The organism is Ruegeria sp. P10 (assembly GCF_056534925.1).
In genome coordinates, this window is the sequence record NZ_JBQERJ010000006.1 from 98,994 (window position 1) to 125,327 (window position 26,334).

Annotated in this window: 24 protein-coding genes; 17 read left to right on the forward strand and 7 right to left on the reverse strand. The window is 60.1% G+C overall.

Annotated features, from left to right (window positions below; all coding sequences use genetic code 11):
• Positions 1-59 precede the first annotated feature (59 nt).
• Both ACR0FB_RS11775 and ACR0FB_RS11780 read left to right on the forward strand, forming a co-directional pair.
• Positions 60-707 (forward strand): DUF1007 family protein, encoded by a 648-nt coding sequence (locus tag ACR0FB_RS11775; protein WP_209834915.1) that lies wholly within the window; start codon positions 60-62, stop codon positions 705-707.
• Positions 692-1,627 carry a nickel/cobalt transporter gene (locus ACR0FB_RS11780; protein ID WP_480620759.1) on the forward strand — a complete coding sequence of 312 codons (936 nt, stop codon included), beginning with the start codon at positions 692-694 and terminating at the stop codon, positions 1,625-1,627. Before ACR0FB_RS11775 ends, ACR0FB_RS11780 begins: the two co-directional genes overlap by 16 nt.
• Position 1,628: 1 nt before the next feature.
• Here ACR0FB_RS11780 and truA read toward each other — a convergent pair whose 3' ends face one another.
• Positions 1,629-2,396: a tRNA pseudouridine(38-40) synthase TruA gene (gene truA / locus ACR0FB_RS11785; RefSeq protein WP_480486862.1), complete on the reverse strand. Its 768-nt coding sequence runs from the start codon at positions 2,394-2,396 to the stop codon at positions 1,629-1,631.
• Positions 2,397-2,503: 107 nt separating this feature from the next.
• Between truA and ACR0FB_RS11790 the strand changes: the two genes are divergently transcribed.
• The 6 genes from ACR0FB_RS11790 (at position 2,504) to ileS (ending at position 12,088) form a co-directional block, all read left to right on the forward strand.
• Positions 2,504-3,919: a YcjX family GTP-binding protein gene (locus ACR0FB_RS11790; RefSeq protein ID WP_171636803.1), complete on the forward strand. Its 1,416-nt coding sequence runs from the start codon at positions 2,504-2,506 to the stop codon at positions 3,917-3,919.
• On the forward strand, positions 3,916-4,371 hold the full coding sequence (locus ACR0FB_RS11795; protein ID WP_171636804.1) for a GNAT family N-acetyltransferase: 456 nt from the start codon (positions 3,916-3,918) through the stop codon (positions 4,369-4,371). The genes ACR0FB_RS11790 and ACR0FB_RS11795 overlap by 4 nt, the downstream gene beginning before the upstream one ends.
• A complete protein-coding gene (locus tag ACR0FB_RS11800) occupies positions 4,364-5,353 on the forward strand; it encodes a YcjF family protein (RefSeq protein WP_480486866.1) in 990 nt (329 codons plus the stop codon). Before ACR0FB_RS11795 ends, ACR0FB_RS11800 begins: the two co-directional genes overlap by 8 nt.
• 60 nt (positions 5,354-5,413) lie before the next feature.
• Positions 5,414-6,124: a VIT1/CCC1 transporter family protein gene (locus tag ACR0FB_RS11805; RefSeq protein ID WP_171636806.1), complete on the forward strand. Its 711-nt coding sequence runs from the start codon at positions 5,414-5,416 to the stop codon at positions 6,122-6,124.
• A 178-nt stretch (positions 6,125-6,302) separates the two neighbouring features.
• Positions 6,303-9,011, forward strand: a complete 2,709-nt coding sequence (locus ACR0FB_RS11810; RefSeq protein ID WP_480620762.1) for a DUF2339 domain-containing protein — start codon at positions 6,303-6,305, stop codon at positions 9,009-9,011.
• 164 nt (positions 9,012-9,175) lie between these two features.
• A complete protein-coding gene (gene ileS, locus ACR0FB_RS11815; protein ID WP_480620763.1) occupies positions 9,176-12,088 on the forward strand; it encodes an isoleucine--tRNA ligase in 2,913 nt (970 codons plus the stop codon).
• Between the two features lie 40 nt (positions 12,089-12,128).
• On the opposite strand, the gene ACR0FB_RS11820 is transcribed toward ileS, so the two are convergent.
• The gene (locus ACR0FB_RS11820; protein ID WP_480620765.1) at positions 12,129-14,087 is read right to left on the reverse strand and encodes a lipase family protein; all 1,959 of its coding nucleotides are present in this window, start codon (positions 14,085-14,087) and stop codon (positions 12,129-12,131) included.
• A 134-nt stretch (positions 14,088-14,221) separates the two neighbouring features.
• On the opposite strand from ACR0FB_RS11820, the gene ACR0FB_RS11825 reads away from it, so the two are divergent.
• A complete protein-coding gene (locus ACR0FB_RS11825) occupies positions 14,222-14,677 on the forward strand; it encodes a methylated-DNA--[protein]-cysteine S-methyltransferase (protein WP_171636810.1) in 456 nt (151 codons plus the stop codon).
• 76 nt (positions 14,678-14,753) lie between these two features.
• Positions 14,754-15,221, forward strand: a complete 468-nt coding sequence (locus ACR0FB_RS11830) for a hypothetical protein (protein ID WP_152457211.1) — start codon at positions 14,754-14,756, stop codon at positions 15,219-15,221.
• 21 nt (positions 15,222-15,242) lie between these two features.
• Here ACR0FB_RS11830 and ACR0FB_RS11835 read toward each other — a convergent pair whose 3' ends face one another.
• The 4 genes from ACR0FB_RS11835 to fsa all read right to left on the reverse strand — a co-directional run bounded on the left by ACR0FB_RS11835 (position 15,243) and on the right by fsa (position 18,482).
• The gene (locus ACR0FB_RS11835; protein WP_170344959.1) at positions 15,243-15,938 is read right to left on the reverse strand and encodes a CDP-alcohol phosphatidyltransferase family protein; all 696 of its coding nucleotides are present in this window, start codon (positions 15,936-15,938) and stop codon (positions 15,243-15,245) included.
• Between the two features lie 68 nt (positions 15,939-16,006).
• A complete protein-coding gene (locus ACR0FB_RS11840) occupies positions 16,007-16,927 on the reverse strand; it encodes a tyrosine recombinase XerC (RefSeq protein ID WP_171636812.1) in 921 nt (306 codons plus the stop codon).
• Complete coding sequence (locus tag ACR0FB_RS11845) at positions 16,924-17,631, reverse strand: DUF484 family protein (RefSeq protein ID WP_171636814.1); 708 nt, start codon at positions 17,629-17,631, stop codon at positions 16,924-16,926. Before ACR0FB_RS11845 ends, ACR0FB_RS11840 begins: the two co-directional genes overlap by 4 nt.
• 197 nt (positions 17,632-17,828) lie before the next feature.
• A complete protein-coding gene (fsa, locus tag ACR0FB_RS11850) occupies positions 17,829-18,482 on the reverse strand; it encodes a fructose-6-phosphate aldolase (RefSeq protein WP_152457215.1) in 654 nt (217 codons plus the stop codon).
• Positions 18,483-18,570: 88 nt separating this feature from the next.
• Here fsa and ACR0FB_RS11855 point away from each other — a divergent pair, with 88 nt between their 5' ends.
• The 4 genes from ACR0FB_RS11855 (at position 18,571) to ACR0FB_RS11870 (ending at position 23,469) form a co-directional block, all read left to right on the forward strand.
• Complete coding sequence (locus ACR0FB_RS11855) at positions 18,571-20,766, forward strand: primosomal protein N' (RefSeq protein ID WP_480620768.1); 2,196 nt, start codon at positions 18,571-18,573, stop codon at positions 20,764-20,766.
• Between the two features lie 79 nt (positions 20,767-20,845).
• Entirely contained in the window at positions 20,846-22,078 is a 1,233-nt protein-coding gene (locus tag ACR0FB_RS11860) for an MFS transporter (protein ID WP_171724443.1), read from the forward strand.
• Between the two features lie 66 nt (positions 22,079-22,144).
• Complete coding sequence (locus tag ACR0FB_RS11865) at positions 22,145-23,023, forward strand: 50S ribosomal protein L11 methyltransferase (RefSeq protein WP_480620770.1); 879 nt, start codon at positions 22,145-22,147, stop codon at positions 23,021-23,023.
• A gap of 101 nt (positions 23,024-23,124) precedes the next feature.
• On the forward strand, positions 23,125-23,469 hold the full coding sequence (locus ACR0FB_RS11870) for a hypothetical protein (protein ID WP_171636822.1): 345 nt from the start codon (positions 23,125-23,127) through the stop codon (positions 23,467-23,469).
• 111 nt (positions 23,470-23,580) lie between these two features.
• On the opposite strand, the gene ACR0FB_RS11875 is transcribed toward ACR0FB_RS11870, so the two are convergent.
• Entirely contained in the window at positions 23,581-23,796 is a 216-nt protein-coding gene (locus ACR0FB_RS11875) for a DUF1127 domain-containing protein (RefSeq protein ID WP_171636824.1), read from the reverse strand.
• 333 nt (positions 23,797-24,129) lie between these two features.
• Here ACR0FB_RS11875 and ruvC point away from each other — a divergent pair, with 333 nt between their 5' ends.
• The 3 genes from ruvC to ruvB are packed head-to-tail and all read left to right on the forward strand — an operon-like array spanning position 24,130 to position 26,325.
• Positions 24,130-24,627 carry a crossover junction endodeoxyribonuclease RuvC gene (gene ruvC / locus ACR0FB_RS11880; RefSeq protein WP_152457220.1) on the forward strand — a complete coding sequence of 166 codons (498 nt, stop codon included), beginning with the start codon at positions 24,130-24,132 and terminating at the stop codon, positions 24,625-24,627.
• A complete protein-coding gene (gene ruvA, locus ACR0FB_RS11885) occupies positions 24,624-25,301 on the forward strand; it encodes a Holliday junction branch migration protein RuvA (RefSeq protein WP_480620772.1) in 678 nt (225 codons plus the stop codon). The genes ruvC and ruvA overlap by 4 nt, the downstream gene beginning before the upstream one ends.
• A gap of 4 nt (positions 25,302-25,305) precedes the next feature.
• Entirely contained in the window at positions 25,306-26,325 is a 1,020-nt protein-coding gene (gene ruvB, locus ACR0FB_RS11890; protein WP_171229583.1) for a Holliday junction branch migration DNA helicase RuvB, read from the forward strand.
• The last annotated feature ends 9 nt before the right edge of the window (positions 26,326-26,334 follow it).

Below are 26,334 nucleotides of genomic sequence, written 5' to 3' on the forward strand. Positions count from 1 at the left end.
TTCGCATCGGGAGTGAAAATGTCGTTGCCGCCACGCGGACGGAGACCTATCTTGCGCCTATGCGTTATCTTATAACCACTATGATCCTTTGTTTGCCGATGCAGGCCAACGCCCACCCACATGTCTTCATTGATACCGGGCTGGAGTTCATCGTGGATGACGCTGGTCAACTGACCCATGTTCGCGTGACCTGGGCGTATGACGAATTCTACTCGTTGTTGGTTCTGGAAGACATGAAGCTGGATCAGGATGCTGACGGCGTTCTGACGGAAAGCGAAGAACGGTTCCTGACCGGGTTCGATACGCAGTGGGTGGAAGGATATAACGGCGATCTTGTCGTTACCACAGACGGAACCCCCGTCGCGCTGTCGGGCCCGATGGAGGCGCAGGCGACAGTTGAAGACGGGCGCGTTGTCACCACGCATCTCAGGGCGGTGGAGGCCGGTTCCGTCGCGGCCAAGGCGCTGTCTGCGAAAGCGTTTGATGAGACGTTTTATACCGCCTACGAGGTGACGCGACCCGTGACCGTGACGGGCCCCGCCGCGTGCCAGATTGACCGGTTTGACCCGGATATCGACGGCGAACTGGCCCAGATGCAGGCCTTTCTGCTGACCCTGGACGCCGACTATGACCTCGAGGAAAATGACATCCCTCTGGTCGGTGAACGTTTTGCCACCGAGATCCGCGTATCATGTCCCGCTACCTGATCCTGCCTGTCGGCCTGGCGATTGTACTGCTGCTCTGGTTTTGGGGCAGCGGAGGCTTTGACAGCCTTGCGGCTTGGGCTGCGGGGGAGCAACGAGAATTCCAGAACCAGATCGCCCGGTCCTTGCGTGCCGCGCGTGCCGAGCAACCCGAGGCGGTGGCAACGCTGTTGACGGTCTGTTTCGCCTACGGGTTCTTTCACGCCATCGGCCCCGGCCACGGAAAGGTCCTGATCGGGGGCTACGGTTTGGGTCGGCGTGTTGCTTTCTGGAGGCTATCGGCGATCAGCGTATTGTCCAGCCTCGGGCAGGCGGTGACGGCCGTTGTACTGGTCTATGCCGGGGTGCTGGTGTTCCAGATGTCCCGCGAAAGCCTTGTTGGAACGACGGAACAGGTCATGGCTCCGATCAGCTACGGTGCAATTGCCCTTATCGGTCTTTGGCTGGTGGTCCGGTCCTTGCGCAGTTTCGCAAGGAGACGGAAAACCGCGTCATCCCATGATCACCATCATCGTGAAAACGATCACACGCATCATCACCACCACGAGGGAGAGGTCTGTTCAGATTGCGGTCACCGCCATGGCCCCACCGCGCAGGAAATTGCAAATGTGGGTTCACTGCGCGAGGCCCTGATCCTGATTGCGGGCATCGCGGCGCGACCGTGCACAGGGGCTTTGTTCGTGCTGATCCTGACGTGGCAGATGGGCATCGCGATGATCGGTATCGCCGGGGCCTTTGCCATGGCATTGGGCACGGCGTTGGTGACGACCTTGGTGGGATGGACGTCCTTTGGCCTTCGCGGAGGTCTGCTGGCCTCAGCCTCAGCCACACGGTTCGCATCGGTGTTGGCCCCAACCATCGAACTGGTCGCCGGGCTGATCATTGCCGTGATCGCAAGTGGTTTGCTGCTGCGTGCGATTTAGGTCAGTCGAACACCGGTTCCGGATATCCGACCCGCGCCAGATACAGCCCCTGCGGCGGGCACACCGGCCCGCAGGCTGCACGGTCGGCAGCTTCCAGCGCCTCACGCACCTCCTCCGGGGTCCACGCTCCGGCGCCCACACGTTCCAGCGTTCCGACGAAACTGCGCACCTGATTGTGCAGGAATGACCGAGCCCTTACGTGAAAATGAACTTCGGGGCCGGAAAAGCCCTGAACCTGTTCAACCCGCAACTCATCCAGAGTTTTGACCGGGCTGGCCGCCTGGCAAATCGACGACCTGAAGGTCGTGAAATCATGGCGACCCAGCAGCATGTTCGCCGCTTCCTGCATGGCCTCGACATCCAGCGGATGATTGATCTGCCAAACCTGCCCTTTATCATGGGTTGCAGGCGCGCGTCGCATCAGGACGCGGAACAGGTATTGCCGTTCGACCGCCGAAAACCGCGCGTGCCAATCGTCGGTCACGCGTGCGGCGTCCACGATCGCCACCGGCTGCGGTTTGAGGTGATAGTTTAGCGCCTCGGACAGGCGGAACGGGTCCCACTCCTTGGCCATGTCGCAATGGGCGACCTGACCCAACGCATGAACCCCGGCGTCGGTACGCCCTGCGGCAGCAATCGTATGCGCACCCGGCTGGATACGGGACAGGGCCTGTTCGATTGCGCCCTGCACGGACGGCTGATCCTTCTGCCGCTGCCATCCGGCAAACGGTTCCCCCTGGTATTCGACTTTCAACGCGTATCTGGGCATGTGCCGCTGGTACAGCGCGGCGCGGGAACGGGCAAGGGGGCGAAAGCGCTGGTATGTGCGGTACCCTCTACCTATCTTGGGTGAAACGATAATTGCGGGGCGACAGATTGGTCATCTCATCTCTGGCAGACAGTCTTGTGCGCGGCGTCGAAACCATCGGCGACAGCGTATCCGAGACGTTTTTTGAGCCTGTCATCCGCCTGGGTGTCACCGGGTTGGCGCGATCGGGCAAGACGGTTTTCATCACCTCGTTGGTGGCGAACCTGCTGGATCGGGGGCGCATGACCGGGTTGGTTGCGCAGCAGGAAGGTCGGATCAATGCCGCCTATCTGCAACCCCAACCGGATGACACCGTGCCCCGGTTCGATTATGAAGCGCACCTGTCCGCCCTGACGGGTCCGTCACCGCACTGGCCGGACAGCACACGCGCGGTGTCAGAGCTGCGCCTGTCCTTCAAAGCCCGCCCAGCCGGCTTGCTTGCTGGCTTGCAGGGGCCGCGCACCGTCCATCTGGATATCGTCGATTACCCCGGCGAATGGCTTCTGGATCTGGCCCTGCTGGACAAGTCTTATGCAGACTGGTCTCGGGAAACACTGGAACGTATCGAGGCCCGCTCGGAGGCGGTCGAGTATCTGGGGCAGGTCAATGCCGCAGACCCGTCCGGCGCACATGACGAGCCGACCGCGCAGGCGCTGGCATCGTCGTTCACAACCTATCTCAATCAGGCGCGTGAAGCGGGGTATTACGACTGTACCCCCGGGCGGTTCCTGCTGCCGGGGGATCTGGCCGGATCTCCGGTTCTGACCTTTGCGCCGTTGGTGGTGTCTGGCCCGTCGCGGCGCAGAACGCTTCAACGCGAGATGGAACGGCGATACGAAGCCTATAAAGCCCAGGTCGTGAAACCGTTTTTTCGCGATCATTTCTCGCGCATCGACCGGCAGGTGGTTCTCGTCGATGCGCTGGGCGCTATTCACAAAGGTCCACAGGCGGTCGAGGATATGCGCCGCGCCATGGCCGATATCCTGTCGGCCTTTCGCCCCGGCCGAAATGCATGGCTCAGCCAATTGCTGTTGGGCAAGCGGGTCGAACGCATTTTGTTTGCGGCGACAAAAGCCGACCATTTGCACCACACCCAGCATCCCCGCCTGACCGCGATCATCGAAGCATTGACGCGCGAGGCGCGCGATCGGGCGAGTTTCGCAGGGGCCCGGACCGAGGCCCTGTCCCTGGCTTCGCTGCGTGCTACGACCGAAGAACTGCGCCACCACGACGGGACAGACTTGCCATGCGTTCGGGGTACCCTGTTGGAGAACGGCAAACAGGCCGCCTTCTACCCGGGAGAATTGCCCGAGGATCCAGCGCATCTGTTGGGTCCGGCCCGAAACGGGGCTGATGCGTGGTTGGGCGAAGATTACGGCTTCATGGCCTTTGCCCCGGCAAAGCTGTCGCTAAAACCTGGTGATGGCCCGCCGCATATCCGGCTGGACAGGGCGGCACAGTTCTTGATCGGAGATCGGTTGTGACGACAATTCTGCGCCGCGCGCGCCCGACGGATGCGGGCACCATCGGGTCGATCCTGCACGGTTTCGCCTTGGAAAACGACTGGATGCCTGAATTGCACAGCTGCGTCGAGACAATTGCTTTCTGTGGTCGAATGATTGATCTGGAATGGGTGACCGTGGCCGAAACCGAGGCCGGCGTTGTTGGTTTTTTGGCGCTCGACGGTCGTGAAATCCATTCGCTTTATCTGGATGCTTCGGTTCGGGGCCGCGGGATTGGTCGGCAATTGCTGGATCACGCCAAATCGGCCCGCTCAGAGCTGAGCTTGTACGCGTTTCAGAACAATGCCCGAGCCTGCCGGTTTTATGAACGTAACGGCTTTGCCGAGGTGGCCCGCAGCGATGGGGCGGACAACGACGAAAACCTGCCGGACATACGGTTTGTCTGGCGCAGCGAGGATGTGATCAATGGCTAAAGGCCCGGTTTTGATCGATCTTGAAGCGGATGAGCCCCCTGCCGATGTCGCCAAGGCCCCGCCGGTGCCGGACATCGCGCAACCACAAGGGCAGGCGATGCAAGGCGCGGCACGGCTGGCGGCGCGCAAGCCATCGGCTCTGGCGCGCTGGTTCTGGGGGCTGGCCCTGGCAGTGGTCGGGGCGGCCGTATCGGTGGCCGCGTGGGATTTTGCAACTTCGCTGGTGGCGCGAACGCCTGTTTTGGGGTGGATCGTAACCGGGTTGATCGCCGCGCTGGTTCTTGTGGCGCTTATGATCGCAATCCGTGAACTGGCCGCATTGGGGCGATTGTCCCGTGTGGATGGCCTGCGTCGGGCCGCAGATACCGCGTTGGCAGAGGAAGATCTGGCTCAGGCCCGCGCAGTCACCAATCGTATCATCGCATTCTACAAGGGCCGGGAAGACACACGCTGGGGCCGCGAACGATTGGCCGAGCGGATGGCGGATCAGTTCGATGCGTCAGCTCTGCTGGAACTTGCCGAAGTTGAGCTGTTGGCGCCTCTGGACCAAGCCGCCAGCCGCGAGGTCGAGGCCGCGGCCCGGCAAGTTGCAACCGTGACCGCATTGGTGCCGCTGGCGCTTGCGGATGTGATAACCGCGCTGGCCGCGTCATTGCGGATGATCCGCCGGGTTGCCGAAATCTATGGCGGGCGCGCGGGTACGCTGGGCGGCTGGCGTCTGACCCGCAGTGTATTTGTGCATCTGGTGGCGACAGGGGCGGTTGCAGTCGGCGATGATCTGCTGGAGCCTGTCCTGGGCGGTTCCGTTCTGAGCAAACTGTCACGCCGGTTCGGCGAGGGTCTGGTCAACGGGGCACTCAGCGCTCGTGTGGGTGTGGCCGCGATGGAGGTGTGCCGCCCGCTGCCCTTCTCGGACAGGCACAAACCTTCGACGCGGGGCATCATCAAACGCGCCTTGCAGGGCCTGTTTTCCAAGGGTTGATCCAAAGCAAGGCGCCCCGGCCTGCGCTTCGGCACACTGAATGTGTCAAAGGAGCCAGCCATGACGGATCACGGTCACAGCCCGCAGGAAATCGCCGAACGGATCAACGCACCGCCCGGACGCGGCGTGTTGCGCGATGTCGTCTATGGCGGCATCGACGGGTCCGTCACCACATTTGCCATTGTGGCAGGCGTTGCAGGGGCAGGTCTTTCCCCTTTCGTTATCGTGGCGCTTGGCCTGGCGAATGTTCTGGCTGACGGGTTTTCGATGGCTGCGGGCAATTATTCAGGCACCAAGGCCGAGCTGGACAACATTCGCCGCATCCGCGCGGTCGAGGAACGCCACATTGCGTTGTACCCGGATGGTGAGCGCGAAGAAGTGCGAGAGATCCTTGCGCAAAAAGGGCTGTCTGGCGACATTCTGATCGAGGCCACGGCAGAGATCACCTCGAGCACCGAAAACTGGATCAACCTGATGATCGAAGGTGAATATGGTCTGGGCAGTGTCGACCCGCATCCGATGAAAGCCGCATTGGCCACCTTCTTTGCGTTTCTGGTGGCGGGGATGATCCCATTGCTGCCGTTTCTGGTGTCCGTGCCGAACGCGTTTGCGATCTCGGCCTGGATGACCATGGCTGTCTTCTTTGCGATTGGCGCGCTCAAAAGCCGGTGGTCACTGGCCCCCTGGTGGCGGTCGGGGATCGAGACGCTTTTGATCGGCGGGCTGGCCGCGCTGATCGCGTATCTCGTCGGGTCCCTGTTCCACCCATGAAAATTGCGGCGCTTGGATGACGGTTGTTGCAGTGGGCCTTACCGCAGACCCCGGACCTTTTCAGGCCGACGATCGCGCGCCCGGCGATTTCGGTGCTTTAGATCGGTTCACAGCTTTCCTGACTGTCACTTTCGGACGGCTCAAGATAGCCTGACCTCCAAAAGGATCGGAGACTCGGTTGGAATCGCTGCTTGTTCTTGTTGGCCTGATTGTTCTGGCCATCCCTGTGACATTGATCGCTCTTTTGGTCCGGCATTCCCGTTTGCGTCGCCGGGTAGAGCAGCTGGAAGCGCAAATCGACGCCTTGGCCTCAGGCGATGCGACGGTCCTGCCGCAACCGGAACAGGAAACGCCTGCACCGCATCCTGCTGCTGAAGAAAAGCCGCGCAGGCCGGCACCCTGGTCGGCTCCAAAGCGGCAGGAAGACAACAGTGGCGACGCTCAGGATGCAGAGGTTTCTTCTCCGGCTGTCGTGTTTCGCCATGACAGGTTTGCGGCATTGGGAGCGTGGCTGCGCGAGAACTGGTTTTATGTGGTTTCGGCCCTGTCTCTGGCGCTGGCCGGTATTTTCCTTGTGCAATACGGCGTCGAAAACGGTTTGCTGCCGCCGGCGGCCCGTGTCGTCGCAGCCCTGGGTTTCGGCACGGTTCTGATCATCGGAGGAGAAGTCCTGCGCCGCAAGTTCGGTGATGACGAAGCGGTGGCAACCGCCTATCTGCCCTCGGTCTTTTCCGGTGCCGGGCTTGTCACTTTGTTCGGGGCCATCCTGTCCGCGCGCCAGCTGTACAACCTGATCGGTGCCGAAACGGCACTGGCAGGGATGGTCGTTGTCGCGCTGGTGGGGCTCGTTCTGGGGTGGTTCCATGGTCCGCTGCTGGCTGCGGTCGGTTTGATCGGTGCCTTCGCGGCGCCTTTCCTGGTCGGGGGCACGTCCGATGATCCGTCGTGGCTTTACGCGTATTTCCTGCTGGTCGCCGTCTTGGGTCTGGGTATCGACACGGTACGGCGCTGGGCGTGGATCTCGGTCCTGACTCTGTTCGGGGCCTATGCGGCGAATCTGCTTCTGGTGATGGGCGCGCCGAGTAGGGAATCGGGATACCTGATCGCGGCAACGGTGCTGGCGCTTTTGGCAACCGCCGTTCCGGTGCGGCGCATTTGGCCAAATCACGCGGGCCCCATGCTGACTGAGATGATCCGCCGCCCAAAGGCCCGCCCCTGGCCAGAATTCCCAACTCGACTGGCCGCCGGGGCCATCGCGGCAAGTACGGTGATCCTGTCCTGGCATTGGGCGGACACGGAACCCGAATTCTGGTTGGGCGTCAGCCTGTTGACTGCCCTTGTTCTGGCGCTGCTCCTCTGGGCCAAGGATGCACCGGCCCTTCGTGACCTGACTGTCCTGCCTGCGGCCGGTTTGGTGGTCTTTGTCGCCTCTCACGGGCTTGAGAATGGCGCGGTTCTGGGCAGGTTCGCGGCCACTTACGCGGAAACGCCCGAGGCCGACTATCCGATGGTGGTGACTGTTCTCGTCGCTTTGGGAGGTTTGATGTCGGCCCTGATGGCGTGGCGGTCATTTAAGGCAAGCCAGTATCGCGCCGTTTGGGCCGGAGGAGCCGCGCTTTTTGCACCCGTTCTGGCCATCGCGCTGGAAATAGGCTGGCATCCGGCTTCGGTGATCGGGGCTTACCCCTGGGCGCTCCACGCGATTGCGCTGGCTGTGTTGATGGTGGTTCTGGCTGAACGCTTTGCCCGCGTTGACGGCGATGACCGGATGCGAGCGGCGCTGGCCACCCTGTCCATGCTGTCGTGTCTGGTCTTTGCCTGCGTCATCGTGCTCAGCTCGGCGGCGCTGACGGTTGCACTGGTCGCCAGCGTTGTGGTTGCGGCCGCGTTGGACCGCAGGTTCATCCTGCAGCCGATGAGCTGGTTCATCTGGGCCGGTGTCTTTTCCGTCACGGTGCGTTTGGTGCTTGATCCCGGGCTGGACTGGGCCAATTCCGCTCCGGTGCTTGAGATGTCGATGGTCTATGGCGCGGCCACATTGGGATTTGTCGTGGGCTGGAGGCTTTTGCGTCCGTTGAAGCGCCCACTGGCGGCGCTGCTGCTGGAAAGCGCGGCCTGGGCGACAGCGGGTATCCTGCTTTCATTGCTGCTGCTGCGTTGGCTTGAAGGCTTCGGCGAGGGCGGCGCTGACAACAGCCATTGGGGCCTGGGTCTGCTGGCCGTCATCTGGCTTTTGCTTGCGTTCGCGCAGGTGCAGAGGTTCGGGCTGGGTGGCAAACTGAACTATCTGCGATACCTGCTTGCTCTGTTCTTTGCGGGGCATGGCCTTTTCTATCTGTTGCAGGCATTGGCGGACCAGAACCCCTTGTTTGATCTGAATGCGGATCCGGTGCTTGGGCCGCCGGTTTTGAATACGCTGGCCGTTGCTTATCTGTTGCCCGCATTGGCCATCGGCGGATCGGTCTGGAGGATCCGGGAAATGCCGAAACCTATCATGCAAGCAAGCTTTGCCGTTGCAGGGACGTTGGCGGCAGTTTGGTTGGGTTTGACCATCCGTCACGTCTGGCAGGGCGCGGCGGGTATGTATGAAGGCAACGGCGTCACCCAGCCGGAACTGTATACCTACACATTGGTGCTGCTGCTGATCGGGGCCGCTTTGTTCTATCAATCTCTTGCCCGCCGATCCGACCTGATGCGCAAGGCCGGGCTGGCGGTGATCGGGCTGGCGGTGGCCAAGGTCTTCCTGATCGACATCGCCGGTCTGGGCGGCCTGATCCGGGTGTTTTCGCTGTTGGCGCTGGGCCTTGCGCTGGCCGGTCTTGCGTGGCTGAACCGGTGGGCGAAACTGCGCCATTCGCCGCAGCGGGCAGAACCTCTGGACCATTAGGTGCCGGCGTCATATAAGCGCGCCATGTATGACCGGATGGCCATCATTATTCGAATTATATCCCCGGCGCTCTGACCTCCTGAGACGCCGGGCAAAGGTGTTTGAGACTTCGCACCGACCGCTTCGATCCAATAGACGACCAGATCATCCAAAGGACGCCCCAAATGTGCGCCGACACGATCCAGACACCTGATTACAAAGACACGCTGAACCTGCCCAATACCGATTTCCCCATGCGCGCCGGCCTGCCCAAGCGCGAACCCGCATGGCTGGAACGGTGGGAGACCATCGGTGTCTATGACCGCCTGCGCGAGAAAAAGGGCCGCACGCCCTTTACCCTGCACGATGGCCCCCCTTACGCGAATGGTCACCTGCATATCGGCCACGCCCTGAACAAGACCATCAAGGACATGATCGTGCGATCCCATCAGATGATGGGCTTTGATGCGCGATACGTCCCCGGCTGGGACTGCCACGGCCTGCCGATCGAATGGAAGATCGAGGAACAGTACCGCAAGAAGGGCAAGAACAAGGACGAGGTGAACATCGTCGATTTCCGTCAGGAATGCCGCAAGTTCGCCGAAGGCTGGATCGACGTGCAGCGCGAAGAGTTCAAGCGTCTGGGCATCACTGGCAACTGGCCCGATCCCTACATCACCATGGATTATCACGCCGAGGCGGTGATTGCGGACGAATTCATGAAGTTCCTGATGAACGGCACGCTCTATCAGGGTTCAAAGCCAGTCATGTGGTCGCCCATCGAAAAGACGGCCCTGGCCGAGGCCGAGGTCGAGTATCACGACAAGGAAAGCTTCACCATCTGGGTGAAGTTCAAGATCGTCAACGCGGGTGATCTGGATGACGCCTGTGTGGTGATCTGGACGACCACGCCGTGGACCATGCCGTCGAACAAGGCCGTCGTATACGGTAAAGACATCTCCTATGGACTCTACGAAGTCACCGGCGCGCCGGAAGAATGCTGGGCCAAGGTAGGCGACAAGTTCCTGTTGGCCGACAACTTGGCCGCCGATGTATTGGGCCGTGCCCGTCTGAACGACGATCAGTGGACCCGTGTGCGTGACGTTACTGCCGACGAGTTGGAGAGCGTTCAGCTGCTTCACCCGCTGGCCGGCGCCGATGGCGGCAATGGCGAATGGGACGACATCCGCGATTTCCGCGCCGCTGACTTCGTGACCGATACCGAAGGTACTGGATTCGTCCACTGCGCGCCGTCCCACGGGATGGAGGAATTCGAGCTGTACCGTGATCTGGGCATGCTGGAGCAGGTCATCACCTATAACGTGATGGACGATGGCTCGTTCCGCGCTGATCTGCCGTTCTTTGGCGGCAAATACATCCTGTCCCGCAAGGGCGGCGAGGGTGACGCAAACAAGGCCGTCATCGACAAGCTGGCCGAAGTCGGCGGGCTGCTGGCGCGCGGCAAGATCAAGCACAGCTATCCGCATTCGTGGCGCTCGAAAGCTCCAATCATCTACCGCAACACGCCGCAGTGGTTTGCATCCGTCGACCGCAAGCTGGATGACGGTATGGGCGAGATGGGCGACACCATCCGCGAACGTGCTCTGCGCTCCATCGACGAGCTGGTGAAATGGACCCCGCAGACGGGTCGTAACCGCCTGTATTCGATGATCGAGGCGCGCCCGGACTGGGTTCTGTCGCGCCAGCGTGCATGGGGTGTGCCGCTGACCTGCTTCACCAAGAAGGGCGCTCTGCCCACCGACGCGGATTACCTGTTGCGCAACGCCGAACTCAACGCCCGCATCAAGGCAGCGTTCGAGAAGGACGGCGCCGACGTCTGGTACACCGACGGTTTCAAGGAAAAGATCCTCGACGGAATCGCCAACCCGGACGACTACAAACAGGTCTTTGACGTGCTGGACGTTTGGTTCGATTCTGGGTCCACCCACGCGTTTGTTCTGCGCGATCGCGAGGACGGGACCGAGGATGGCATTGCCGATGTCTACATGGAAGGCACCGACCAGCACCGCGGCTGGTTCCATTCGTCCATGCTGCAAGCCTGCGGCACAAAGGGCCGCGCGCCCTATCGCAACGTAGTGACCCACGGTTTCACGCTGGACGCCAAGGGCAACAAGATGTCCAAGTCGCTGGGCAACACCATCGTGCCGGAAGAGGTCGTCAAGCAATACGGCGCCGATATTCTGCGCCTATGGGTGGCTCAGACCGACTATACCGCCGACCAGCGGATCGGGCCGGAGATTCTGAAGGGCACTGCCGACAGCTATCGCCGTCTGCGCAACACCATGCGGTTCATGCTGGGCTCATTGGCCGACTTCACCGAGGCCGACCGCGTCGTGCCCGAGGATATGCCGCGTCTGGAACGCTGGGTTCTCAGCCGTCTGGCGGAATTGGATGAGCAGGTGCGCAAGGGTTATGCCGCGTTTGATTTCCAGGGTGTTTTCAGCGCCGTGTTCAACTTTGCGACGGTTGATCTGTCGTCCTTCTATTTCGACGTTCGCAAGGATGTTCTGTACTGCGACGGGGACAGCACACGTCGCCGCGCCGCGCGCACTGTTCTGGATATTCTGTTCCACCGCCTGACCACCTGGCTGGCCCCGGTTCTGGTCTTCACCATGGAAGAGGTCTGGCTGGAGCGGTTCCCGGGCGATGACAGTTCGGTCCATCTGGTGGATTTCCCGGACACACCCGCCGATTGGCGCGATGCCGAGCTTGAGGCCAATATGGCCAAGGTGCGCCGTGTGCGCCGGGCCGTGACTGCCGCGCTCGAGGTTCAGCGTCAGGACAAGGTGATCGGCTCCAGCCTCGAGGCGGCACCGATCGTGCATGTCGAGGATGGTGATACCCGCGATCTGCTGGCCACGTTCGACGTGGACGACATGTGCATCACCTCGGGCCTGACCGTGACCGGCGATCCCGCCCCGGCCGAGGCGTTCCGTGTGCCGGAAATCGAAGGCGTTGCCGTCGTGTTCGAAAAAGCAGAAGGCGAGAAATGTCAGCGTTGCTGGAAAATCCTGCCTGATGTGGGCCGCCACACCCACGCGGGCGTCTGCGGGCGCTGCAATGAGGCGCTGGGATAAATCAACGCGCCCCCCGAATTCAGTCGGGGGGCATTTTGGGCTATGTCTGCACAGATTGCCGTGTTGGATTGAACAGATCAAAGCCAATGGCAGGATCTGACAGGGCTTTCCAAACCTGATAGTCCGTAAAGTAACCGGTGTGCCCGCCGGGATCGACCGGGATGTTTCGATTTGCAAAAATGAGCCCACCCTCGATCTCGGTTCCGACAAAATCGTCCTGCCGGAAGATGTTGAACCACGCGGCGTTCAACTGACTGGCGGTGATGGTGAACATCTCGGGAAAATAGCGCTGATAGATATGGGTGACCGGAGAGCCCATCGTGATGAGTGTCAGAGCCCGCCCGCCGATGCGTCTTTGGACACGTGGGTCAGCAAGCATCTGTGTGGCGATCACGGTGCCCTGCGAATGGGATATCACCGTGATATGATCCGCTGGAAAGATATCGAGAACATAGTACAACGTGCGATAGAAACGCTCGTCTATCGCCTTACGATCCGGATAGTTGCGTTGCCGCGTTTCCAGATCTTTTTCCAGATAGCATTTGTCGCGAATGGCGTAGGTAACGATATCCCGTGCAACGCCCAGCCCGGCGGAAACAAAATCAGAAAACCGGTACATCAACGCAGTTGCGCCAAGAACGATCAGGCCGATCTCGCCCTGCGAACAGGCCAACCTGTCCAAAGCCCAAGAGATCGGGTTGGTTTCACCTATGCCCACGTTGCATGCGGCCTCAAAACTCTGGTTGGCTGCGATCTCTCGGATCGTGACCAGAACCAGCACGATTGTACCAAACAGAAAGACCCACTGCGCCAGCCGGTTTACAATCGCCCGGCTAATCAGACCGCTGCGGGTGTGAAGGTTGGCCTTGTACGTTTTGCGACCTGCAAAAAGCCCGACGCCAACGAACCCCAACAGAACGATGGCCACAAAGGCCACGCTGAGAGTTTCGATGGACTCGTTCAAATTGCTTTCAAAAAGACGTTGCAGCTGACCGCCGGACAGGCCCGAAACAGTTTCCAGTAATTGCTCTATGGTCAACCAGAGGCCGGAAATGAAGAACATCCAGAAAACCAGCATGCCTGCACAGATGCTGGGGTACAGCCGCCTGTGCTCTGAAAGTGTGTCATTGATCCGCAACGTCCAGGCGGACAACGCGTAAAGAATGATTGTCAGGAAGATAAGAGTGGCCCAGAAGATGGAGAGCAGAAAAACCTGAAACGCCACGAATTGCTCCAGGGCCGGCGGGCAATTTCCGGTTTCGGAAGGGGCGCATGCCCACAATTTCAGGCCCAGCGGCCCAATGACCAGGCACAGGGTCAGTGCTGCTCCCATTGCGAGCATTCCTCGCCAGAAGACCCGCCTGAGATAGGTCGGTGCGGATCGGCTTTGCCCCAGCCCGACAATGGCTCCGCCGGCGTACAGCACGAACAGAAGCCAGAACAACAGGGTAGGGTTCTGGAAAACTGAGACAGGTATCCGGTCGGTCATGACCGCTGCGGCACCGATCAACAAAAAGACGTTCAGCGTCGCAACTGCACCGAAGAAGACCCATGTAAAAAGATGTACCAGCTGTGCCGCCAGTGTATTCCTGCCATTGGGTTGGTCCGAAGCAACGCCTTTTCGGATGTGGGTTTGCTCGACATTGTCCATCGCCAGATATCCCAACGCCAGAACGACCCAAATCAGGTCCAGCACGGTTTTGATCGCTCCTTTCGGGGCCGGAGAGCGATCAGCCCAATAAACTTCGGCAAACAGGGCCTTGTCCTGAGGAACAGCCGGGTCAGTCACCGTGCGCAGATTGACTTCGAACAGCTCTGCATTTCGTGGATTTCCGTCGAAGGTGGATTCGGCCAGTTCGATCATGCCGCGTTCGACTTCGATCGGTGGTCTGGGGTTTCCATCCAGCCAAGTTGTTGCTGCGCCAACGACCTGATCGACGGTTTCGCCGGGTTTTTGTTCACCGATTCCATGTACTGTGAGGATCAAATGTCGACCCATTGCGTTCTCCAAAATCTCTTTAAGTAACGGCAGGAGCGTATCACGAATGGCGCCAATGCCCAAAAATGACGTTTTGCGTGGTCTTGCACATTCCCGCGCTTGTGCTTGGCGCTTTGATCTGAAACCGTCGGTTTATGGCGATGATTTCCGTTGAAACTCAGTTCGGACGACTTGGTGTTGAAGAAACGGACGGGGCCCTTGCACGGCTTGTCTGGAACGGCAGGGACGAGGGTGAGCCGACTGCGCTGCTGCGCGAAGCCGCCGCCCAGTTGAGGGCCTATGATCAAGGGCGGCTTGACCGTTTCGATCTGCCGTATCACATTGACGGTTCAGAGTTTCAAAAGCGGGTCTGTGACCTGATGTATGCCATCCCGCTTGGAGAAACGCGCACCTATGGCGATATCGCCAAAGAACTGGGGCAACCCGCCCAGCCGGTTGGCCAAGCCTGCGGAGCAAACCCCATTCCCGTGATCATTCCCTGTCACCGGGTACTGGCCGCAAATGGCCTGGGCGGTTTTTCGGGCGACGGTGGTGTTGAGACGAAAGTTGCCCTGTTGCGGCATGAGCGGGCGGCAGGTCTTTTGATCTGAGCGTCGAAATTCGGTTGCAATCCGCTTTTTGCAGACACAACTTGTAACCATTGCTGAATTTGAAGGACCGCATTGCATGACCACTGAACAAGACCGTGCAGCCCGCAAGAAGGCCATTATCGACCGGTTGATGTCGCTTGAAGCGCAAGAGCTTGCAACGGCGCAGGCGCATTACGATGCGTTTTTGAAAGATGCCCAGTTGGATGACAGGGAAGGTCACGACAAGGATGACATTGCCGCATCGCGGGAAAACGCCGATCTGGCGGCTGCCTTCGATGCCCCGGTTCATGCGCATCATGCCAAGATTGATGTCATCGAAAATACCGATTTCAGCCTTGCCGACACGGTCAGGCCAGGAGCTGTGATCAAGTTCAACAACCGCAGATTTGTCGTGTGTGTCTCGACAACGCGGTTTGAAGTGGATGGCAAGACCTATATGGGCATTTCAACCCAAAGCCCGATATATCTGGCGATGGCAGGTCTGCAAAAGGGCGACGTCTTTACCCATAACGGCACCGAGTTCGAGGTGCAGGACGTTCTGTAAAACGGGACGGGCAGCGCTACGTCAGGCGTGGCGCTGCGGAACAACCTGTTGAGCGATGCCTGCGAAGGTCAGGTACAGGCTGGTGATGACCAGCCCCCAATGGGCCCAGCTTTCGGGGTGAAAATCGACCCATGCGGCCCAACCCGCGAAGAACGTCCATGCCAGCGCCATCGGCAAGGTCAGGCTGCGCCAGCGCTCGGTGCGCACGGGATGCACGAATTTCAGCGGTAGAAACATGGCCAGCGACAGCAGGGTGACCAGCAGCAGGATGATCCAGAAATTCGGTTCCAGTGCGAAGATCACGATCACGAACATGTTCCAGCACCCGGGAAAACCGGAAAAGGAATTGTCCTTGGTCTTCATGCGTGTATCCGCGAAATACATCGCACTGGCAAATGTGATGACGATGATCGCGAACCATCCGGTCCAGCCGTCCATCAGCCCCGATTTGAACAGGGCAAAAGCCGGAATGAACACATAGGTCAGGTAATCGATGATCAGATCCAGCAGAACGCCGTCGAACTCGGGCGCGTTGTGCTTGACGTGATAATGTCGCGCCAGCGGGCCATCGATACCGTCTACAATGAAAGACACGACAAGCCAAAGATACATAAGGCTCCATTTCTCTTCGACCGCGGCCAGCATGGCCAACATGGCAAAAACAGCGCCTGTTGCAGTAAAGAGATGAACGGAAAGAGCTTTGAATCTGAGTGTCATGCGAGCGTCATGACTGATGCGCGTCCGAGATGCAAACCAAAAGCCCGGGTTTTCGAGTCATGTGCACTTCAGGCTTTGGGATGCGCGCTGTTGTAGACCTCCATCAACCGCGCAGTGTCCACTGCCGTATAGGCCTGCGTCGTCGACAAAGAGGCGTGGCCTAGAAGCTCTTGAATGGCACGCAGGTCGCCTCCGGCTGACAGCAGGTGGGTGGCAAAGCTGTGCCGCATCGCGTGGGGTGTTGCGGTTGAGGGCAGCCCCAATTGCATACGTGCCTTGGCCATGACCCCTTGGATTGCACGCGGGTTCAATGGCCCGCCACGGACGCCTCGAAACAGGGCTTTGTCCTGTGCTTGTGGATGGGGACACAGCTTCAAATATCCGTCGACCGCTTCGCGAGCGGCAGGAAGAACCGGTACGACCCTCTCTTTGTCGCCTTTCCCGACGATGCGCAGCGTGGTGGGCAAAGGCGCGTCCGCTCCGGTCAGGGACAGCGCCTCGGATATGCGCAGGCCGCATCCGTACAGCAGCGTGACAACCGCGACGTCGCGCGCCGCGACCCAGTCGGATGTGGATTGCAGTTCCACTGTATCGATCATGGCGCGGGCTGCATCTTCGGCCAGCGGACGGGGCAGTTTCTTGGTGAATTTCGGCGCGCGGGTGGACAGAACGGCGGTGGGCTCGAACCCCTCACGCTCTGCCAGCCAACGGTAGAAGCTTTTGACCGCCGACAGTTTGCGCGCCAAAGACCGCGCGCTGACGTCCGCGCCACGCTGATCCGCCATCCAGGCGCGCATATCCGACACCGTGATCCGTTCCAGCGCCTTCAGGCCATGCCGTTCGGCGTGATGCAGGGTCATGAACGACAGAAACTCGACGACATCGCCACGATAGGCGTTTAGCGTATTCTCGGATCGTCCGGCAAGCGCGCTCAGGCTGTCCAGCCAATGCTGAAGCGCGTCGCGGCAAGCGGGCGAGACCAGGCTCACGACAACCAGTGGCGCATCGAGCGTTCGAACACGCCGGCAAAAAAGGCCAGAAGATCGGTGCCCAGCTGCGGGGTGAAATGCCGCGGGTCGCGGGCGGCCATGACGATCATGCCCGGAAGGCGACCGGCCCCGAGGTCCAGCTTCAGGCAGGCCTCGGAACGAAGCTGATCGGCCTGTGACCCGAAAATACGTCGGTTTGGCTGATGGATTTCCCGCAAGATCACATCCCGCGCAGGACCGCCGCGATCAATGGTCAGGTACCGGTCGATGAAGCCGGGTTCCGCGATCGTCAGGACCCCGCCCAACGTGTCGATTGCGGGATCGTTCTGAACCACGGTTGTTTCCAGAACCAGCGTAACGCTGTCGACGCGCAGGATGTCCGCCACATCGGCGCCCAGCGCGCGCAGGAAATCTTCGAACTCGACAGGTTCCAGCAATCGCAGAATGGCGCGGTGGACCTGATTGGTGCCCGCGAGGTTTTCATAGGCCGCAGCGATGACGGAACGGTGGGTGTCTTCCAGCCGATCCAGCCGCGCCTCGAGCCGTTGCATTGCAATGCCGCGCAGGTCTATCACGTTGTCGCCGCGCGCTTGTTCGTTGGCAGCGACAAGCGCCTGCATCAGGTCTTTGTCGTCCAGTACGACATCCGGCTCGGCCAGAATTGCCGCGCGGAGGTTATCCTCGAGTTTGGGGGTGCTGCTCATGTCCCGTCCGGTCTTTTTTTGTTGTCGCGGCTTATAACATGCCGGACCGGATTTGCCTTGGAAAAAATGCACGCAAGGGTGGATTTCCTTGCATGTCGTGGCAAGGGGCTCCCGCCCGCCATGCCCGATCACAGATCAGGCATTTGGCCGTTGGGCCGGGCGCGGCGCCTGATGGCGCCGCGCGGTTGCAAGCCAGATCAGAGGATTTTCTGACCGGTTTTGGCCCAGTCGGCCAGAAAGGTTTCCAGACCTTTGTCGGTCAGCGGATGGTCGGCCAGCTTCTTGATTACGGCAGGCGGTGCGGTGATCACGTCGGCTCCGATGCGGGCGCTGTCGGTCACGTGGTTGACGGTACGGATCGATGCAGCAAGGATTTCGGTCTCGAACCCGTAGTTGTCATAGACCTGACGGATGTCTGCGATCAGGTCCATGCCGTCGAGGTTGATATCGTCAAGCCGTCCGATGAAAGGCGAGATGAATGTCGCGCCCGCTTTCGCAGCCAGAATCGCCTGATTGGTCGAGAAGCAGAGCGTCACATTGACCATCTGGCCTTCGTCGCTGAGCGTCTTGCAGGTTTTCAAACCGGCCCATGTCAGCGGAACTTTGACCGCGATGTTCGGTGCGATCTTGGCCAGTTTGCGGCCTTCGGCGATCATGTCGTCAGCTTCGGTGGCGACAACCTCGGCCGATACCGGGCCATCGACCAGATCACATATCTCTTTGGTCACTTCCAGAATGTCGCGACCTGACTTCAGGATCAGCGAAGGGTTGGTGGTTACGCCGTCCACCATGCCCAGATCGTTCAGTTCGGCAATGGCGTCGATCTCGGCGGTGTCTACGAAGAATTTCATGAGGGCAGTCCTTTGATGGGTTGGCCTTGGTCGCGGATGGCTTTACCTCAAAGAGACCCCTGCTGGAACCCCCTGCGAAGGATATGCCGTGAGCGCTAACGGATTTTTCGACCAAGGAGAGCTGGTTGCGGTGCTTACAACGCAGCCGCTTGACCGGACCCTGGATTACAAAGCGCCCGAAGGCGGGTGCGTTCTGGGCGCGTTTGTCGAGGTTCCTTTGGGACCACGCAAGGTTCTGGGGGTGGTTTGGGGGCCGGGGCAGGGCGGCTTTGACCTGAGCAAGGCGCGCTCGGTAATCCGGGTTCTTGACGTTGCACCGATGCGTGAAGAGATGCGGGTGTTTCTGGAAAAGGTCGCCGATTACACTCTGACACCAATGCCTGCGATGCTGCGTCTGGCGACGCGGGCACCGGGCTTGGGTGATCCGCCATCGATGCGCAAGGTCTATCGGTTGGGTGAAGGCCAACCAGACCGATTGACCGATGCGCGGACCCGGGTTCTGGAGGTATTGCGCGACTACGGCGGGCTGGCTTTTACCTTGAAAGAGCTCGCCGAGCAGGCGGGTGTAACGTCATCTGTTGTCAAAGGGTTGGTCAAACAAGGCGCCGTGCGCGAAGAGGACAGCCCGCGCGACCTGCCTTATCCTCATCTTGATCCGGACCTTCCCGGGAAAGACCTGACAGCGGATCAGGCAGCGGCGGTCGAACGGCTTCAGGCCGGGCAGCGGACCGGTGATTACGGCACCACGCTGCTGAAAGGGGTTACCGGTTCCGGCAAGACTGAGGTCTATTTGGAGGCTGTGGCTGAGGCGCTGCGCATGGGGCGGCAGGCCTTGGTCCTGCTGCCCGAGATCGCCCTGACCGCAGAATTTCTGACCCGGGTCGAGGTGCGGTTCGGTGCGCGCCCGGCGGAATGGCATTCCGGCGCAACCATGACGGAACGGCGGCGGGTCTGGCGGATGGTCGGGCAGGGCAATGCGCAACTGGTCGTGGGCGCCCGGTCGGCGCTGTTTCTGCCATTCCGCGATCTGGGGCTTGTGGTCGTCGATGAAGAACACGACACGTCCTACAAACAGGAAGACGGCGTGCACTACAGCGCACGCGACATGGCGGTTCTGCGCTCGGCGATCTGTGGCGCGCGGGTGATCCTGGCCAGTGCGACACCTTCGCTTGAAAGTTGGGCCAATGCCGAGGCGGGCAAGTACGAAAGGCTTGACCTGACCTCGCGTTTTGGGGCGGCGGTATTGCCCGAGATGAAGCCCATCGACATGCGGGCCGAGCAGATGCAGCCCGGAACGTGGGTTTCTCCGTCTTTGCGGCAAGCGGTGCAGCAGCGGATCGAAAAAGGTGAACAATCGCTGTTGTTCATCAACCGCCGTGGCTATGCGCCGGTGACCTTGTGCCGGGCCTGTGGCGAGCAGATCGCCTGTGATCAGTGCGACGCACGCATGGTCGAGCATCGGTTTCTCAAGCGATTGATGTGCCACCAATGCGGCGAAACCAAGCCGATGCCCGAAGATTGCCCCTCCTGCGGCGTGGAAGGCAAGCTGGCCCCGGTCGGGCCGGGGATCGAACGGCTGGGGGAAGAAGCCGAGGCGACCTTCCCCGAGGCGAAAATCGCAATGCTGAGTTCTGATCTTTTTGGTTCAGCCCGGGCATTGAAAGCCAAGATAGAAGAGATCGCCGCCGGGGATGCCGACATTATCATCGGTACGCAGTTGGTGGCGAAGGGGCACAACTTTCCCAAGCTCACATTGGTCGGTGTGATTGACGCTGACCTGTCTCTGCACGGCGCGGATCTGCGCGCGGCTGAGCGTACGTTTCAATTGATGCGGCAAGTGGCTGGGCGCGCGGGACGGGCGGACAAGCCAGGGCAGGCGCTTTTGCAGACATTTCAACCGGAACACCCGGTGATCCGGGCCATCCTGTCGGGTGATGAGGAAGGGTTCTGGAAAGCCGAGGCAGCGGGTCGGCAGGCGGCAGGCGTGCCGCCCTATGGTCGCATGGCCGGGATCGTGTTGTCGGGCCCCGAGGTCGGGCCGGTCTTCGATATCGGCAATGCAATGGCCCGCAACGATTCGCCCCTGCGCGCGATCGGTGCTCAGGTCTTTGGCCCGGCGCCGGCACCTATTGCACGTATACGCGGTCGCCACAGAGTGCGCTTGTTGGTGAAAGCCCCGAAAGGGGCGCCGATTCAGGATGCCATTGCCCGCTGGATCGCCCCGTTGCGCCTGAAGGGCGATATCCGCCTGACCGTCGATATCGACCCACAGAATTTTTACTGACCTCTGCATCTGTGCAGGGTGATTGTGCGCAGACCGCTTCCCTCTCGCCAAAGCAGCGAAATGGGCGTAGAGGGGTCTCATGCTGAAACCCATGCCCCTTACAGAGGCGCAGAGCCTGCCGTTCTGGCGCCGCCCCATCACGCTGTTGTTCATGATGGCGCTGACCATGCCCATTGCGTTCAACGCATGGAGCGCGTTGCTGAACAACTTTGTTATTGAGGTGGCGAACTTTGATGGCGCGGATATCGGTCTGCTGCACACGGTGCGCGAGATTCCAGGGTTTCTGGCGGTTGGGGTGATTGCCGTCATCATTTTCATTCGCGAGCAGGTGCTGGCGATGATCTCGCTGATGATGCTTGGTGTCGCAACGGCGGTGACCGCGTGGTTCCCCAGCCTGGGCGGGTTGCTGTTTGTGACCTTGTTCAGTTCGATCGGGTTCCATTACTACGAGACCGTAAACCAGTCGCTTCAATTGCAGTGGCTGCCCAAGGATCGTGCTCCGCAGGTGCTGGGATGGCTGGTTGCGATGGGATCGGCGGCGACCATGGTGGTGTATGGGCTGATCGTACTGACCTGGGATCGCTTTGATCTGTCCTACAACTTTGTATTCATGGCGTCGGGTGGAGTTACGGCTGCGTTGGCACTGTTCTGTCTGTTCGCCTATCCGCAATTCGATGCGCCCACGCCGCAGACCAAGAAGCTGATCCTGCGTCGCCGGTATTGGCTGTATTATGCATTGCAGTTCATGGCAGGCGCGCGGCGGCAGATATTTGTCGTTTTTGCCGGGTTCATGATGGTCGAGAAATTCGGCTTTGAAGTGCATGAGCTCACCAGCCTTTATCTAATCAATCTGATGATCAACATGTTGGCCGCCCCATTGCTGGGAAAGGCGGTGGCAAAGTTCGGTGAGCGGCGCACGCTGATATTTGAATATACCGGCCTGGCCATCGTGTTCGCAGCCTATGGCGGCATCTATTGGTTCGGTTGGGGCGTTCTGCTTGCGGCAATCCTTTATGTGATCGACCACGTGCTGTTTGCGCTGGCTTTGGCATTGAAAACCTATTTCCAGAAAATCGCTGACCCTGCTGACATCGCGCCGACCGCTGCGGTGGCCTTTACGATCAATCATATTGCGGCGGTGTTTTTGCCCGCTTTGCTTGGCCTGCTTTGGGTCGTGTCGCCGGGCGCTGTGTTTGGCCTGGCCGCGGCGATGGCGATCGTTTCGCTGCTGTTGTCCCTGTTGATCCCGCGTCACCCCGAGCCTGGCAACGAGACCATCCTGACCAAATACGCTCCGGCCCCTGCGGAATAGGTCTCGGCGCTTGACCTTGACGGCGCGGCGTCCTAGGCGCGGTGTCAATCGAGACAGGAGGCCCCAATGCCCACATTCACCGCACTGACGACGCTGACAGGTAAGAAGGCCGCCGAAGGTCTGGGCGAGGCGATGGAACGTCTGGAGCCAGAGCCAACCGGCGTTGGTGTGTTCGAAGTCGAAGACGGATCCGGCCTGTGGGAGGTCGGCGGATATTTCACCGAAGCCCCTGACGAGACCGCGCTGGCGGTTCTGGCCGCGGCGTTCGACGCCAAACCGTTTGTTGTTTCCGAGCTGCCGGAAACCGACTGGGTTGCGCATGTGCGACGCGAGCTTGCACCCGTCGAGGCGGGGCGTTTCTTTGTCTATGGAAGCCATGATGCCGACAAGCTGCCCGAAGGTCGCATTCCATTGCTGATCGAGGCCGCAATGGCCTTTGGCACCGGCCACCATGGTACGACTTTGGGTTGCCTCAAGGCCTTTGACAGATTGCTGGACGAAGGCTTCACCGCGACGAAAGTGGCGGATATCGGATGCGGCACCGCCGTTCTGGCCATGGCCGCAGCCCGGGTTTGGGACGGCGACATCATTGCCAGTGACATTGATGAAGTGGCCGTTGACGTGGCCGAAGCCAATCTCAAGGCGAACGGGATGTCCGGTGCCGTACGGTGCGTGGAAGCCGCGGGTTTCGATCACCCCGATCTCAGGGCGCACGCACCCTACGACCTGATCTTTGCCAATATTCTGAAAGGTCCTCTGGTCGCCCTCTCGCCGGAAATCGCGGCGAATCTGCGTCCCGGAGGCTATGCAATCCTGTCAGGGGTCCTTAACGAACAGGCCGATGACGTGGTGTCGGTTTATTCTCAAAATGAATTCAATCTCGCTCATAGAGGTGAGATTGGTGAGTGGACGACCCTAATCTTAATGAAACAGGGCTCAAACTAGGCCATTTGCAGGAGTTTTGTGGAATTTTGCCACGTTTTTGTCGTATTCTCTATTTACCGTTTTCTGACTGAAGTCGAGGGGGGCGGTTTTTGGAGGCTGCCATGACGGGTAAACAACTGGAGTTCACTCAGCGCGTTAATCGCCTGAACAAAAAACATCAAAAGATGAGCCGTGGCTATCGCGCGACGATGCGCAAGGATGGCCTGGTCGTCATGAAGCCGCAGCGGGTAAGCTCGGCAGTGCCGGCCAGGGTGCTGTTGCTTACGCTTCTGAGTGTTGTGGCGTTCAAGGCGTTTCTTTTGTCCAGCCTTGGCCCGACCGGATACCAATATCGGATCGACAGTTTGAACGAAGGCACATCGGTCGAAAAAGCGGGTGCCTGGGTGATGCAGATCGACCCGGTGTCGCAGGCGATTGCCGTGCAACTCAACAAGGTTTTATACTGAATCTCAATTTGACTCAGTTTCCAAAAAAAAACACCGCGTGCCCGGGGCGCGCGGTGTTTTTGTTTGCCCCTCAAGGGAGGAGGAAGGGGCGAATGCGAGTGGTGGTCGGTATTACCGGAGACCTTGGGCGATGGCGTCAATGTCGCCGCGGCACAGGCCGATATCTTCCAGTTCACGATCGCTCAGACCGGTCAGCGCGTTGCGGGTAACGCGGGCGTCATTCCATTCGACAGCTGCGTTCACGGCCGATACGAAAAATGCGCCGATACGGCCAACGAGGCCGAACGAGCCAGTGGAGGCGAAGCGGGTGGTGTCCAGTGCAGCCATATCCTGTTTCCTTCTGGTTGGTGTTCACTTTGCAGTCTTTCGATCTGCCCGGCATCTAGTGCCGCCAAATCGCCCGCACAAGTTCAGTTTTTGCATGTGTCCTATGCGTTTCCTGCAATGCTGCAAAAGGCTGTAATCTCCTTAAATAATTGGTGAAAACGCGTTCACAAAAGTGTCGAATTCAGACTTTTTGAAGTCGCAAATGGCACGTTGAGTCGCCCTTGGGACAGGGGTGTCGTTTTCAGGCCTTGGGTCAATTCGCTTGGAAAATGTTCACGCTTCGTGCTAGGCGTTGAAAAAAGATCACAGAACCCGAGCAGGCCGAGGCAAAACATGCGAATTCTGGGCATTGATCCGGGGCTTAGGACCCTGGGGTGGGGCGTCATCGAATCAAATGGCAGCCGCCTGAGCCACGTGGCCAACGGTTTGTGCAAGTCGGATGGGGATGATCTGGGTGAGCGGCTGTTGTCTCTCCACAACCAGATTGTCGAAGTCATCGCCGATCACCAACCGGACCAGGCAGCCATTGAACAGACCTTTGTGAACAAGGATGGTGCCGGTACGCTCAAACTGGGTCAGGCGCGTGGGGTTGCGTTGCTGACACTGGCTCAGGCTGGTTTGCCGGTTGGGGAATACGCCCCGAACCGGGTCAAGAAAACGGTCGTGGGTGTGGGGCACGCGGAAAAAGAACAGGTGCTGCACATGGTCAAACTGCAATTGCCCGGATGTCAGCCCAAAGGGGCGGATGCAGCCGATGCTCTGGCGATTGCGATTTGCCATGCCTATTACGGCAAGACCCAACAGGTGCGTGTGAAAGAGGTGCGGGCATGATCGGAAAACTCACCGGAAGGCTGGACTATCGCGCCGCAGATCACGTGCTGATCGATGTCCGGGGGGTGGGATACATCGTCTATTGCTCTGACCGGACCATGGCGGCACTGCCGGGCGTGGGCGAGGCGGTTTCGATCTATACGGACATGGTCGTGCGCGAAGACCTGATGCAGCTTTATGGCTTTCTTTCGCTGGTCGAGAAGGAATGGCATCGCCTTTTGTGCTCGGTTCAGGGGGTCGGAGCGAAAGTCTCTCTGGCGATCCTCAGCGCGCTGGGGCCGGACGGTGTCAGCCGCGCAATCGCACTGGGAGATTGGGCGGCGGTCAAGGCGGCGAAAGGTGTGGGGCCGAAAACAGCGCAGCGGATCGTTCTGGACCTCAAGGACAAGGCGCCGGGCGTGATGGCCTTGGGTGGCACGGTGATTGATGCGATGGATGGCCCTTCGATCGAAGTTGTAGAGCCTGTCGAGGCAGCGCCTGCTCCGAAGCGGACGCCAAAACCAGCCTCTGGGGCCGCCGCGGCATCAGCGGGTGCGCTGTCTGCCTTGTCCAATCTGGGTTATGGGCAGTCGGATGCAGCAGCCGCGGTTGCCGAGGCCGCCGCCAACAACCCGGATGCAGACGAAGCGGGTTTGATCCGTGCCGCCCTGCAATTGCTGGCTCCGAAAGGCTGAATGAATGGTAGACGCTGATCCCACTGTGCGCCCGGACCCATTGCCCGAGGACAACGACCGCGCATTGCGCCCGCAGGGCTTGGATGAGTTCATCGGTCAGGCCGAGGCGCGCGCCAATCTGCGCATCTTCATCCAATCCGCCCGCCAGCGGGGCGAGGCGATGGATCACACGTTGTTCCATGGCCCTCCGGGGTTGGGCAAGACGACGCTGGCGCAGATCATGGCGCGTGAACTGGGGGTGAATTTTCGCATGACGTCCGGGCCGGTTCTGGCGAAAGCGGGCGATCTGGCTGCGATCCTGACCAATCTCGAAGCGCGTGATGTCCTGTTCATCGACGAAATCCACCGCCTGAACCCGGCGGTGGAAGAGGTGCTTTACCCCGCGATGGAGGATTTCGAGCTTGATCTGGTGATCGGCGAGGGGCCCGCTGCGCGAACGGTTCGGATCGAGTTGCAACCCTTCACGCTTGTCGGGGCCACGACGCGCATGGGTTTGCTGACCACACCTTTGCGCGACCGGTTTGGTATTCCGACCCGGTTGCAGTTCTACACCGTGGATGAACTGCATGAGATCGTCACCCGAAACGCGCGGAAACTCGGCGCTCCGGCAGATGATGAGGGCGCACGCGAGATTGCGCGCAGGTCGCGCGGTACACCGCGCATCGCCGGACGTCTGCTGCGCCGGGTGGTGGACTTCGCAATTGTCGAAGGAGATGGGCGGATCACCCGCGAACTGGCTGACGGAGCCTTGACGCGGCTGGGTGTGGACCATTTGGGGCTGGATGGTGCGGACCGCCGATATCTGAAACTGATCGCCGAAAATTACGGTGGTGGTCCTGTCGGGATCGAAACGATGTCAGCCGCGCTGTCTGAAAGCCGGGACTCGCTGGAAGAAGTGATCGAGCCCTTTCTGTTGCAACAGGGGTTGATCCAGCGGACACCGCGTGGGCGGATGTTGGCGCAAAAGGCCTGGACGCATCTGGGCATGGCTGCACCCAAGCGGCAGAGCGATCTGTTCGGTTGAAGCTTGCGC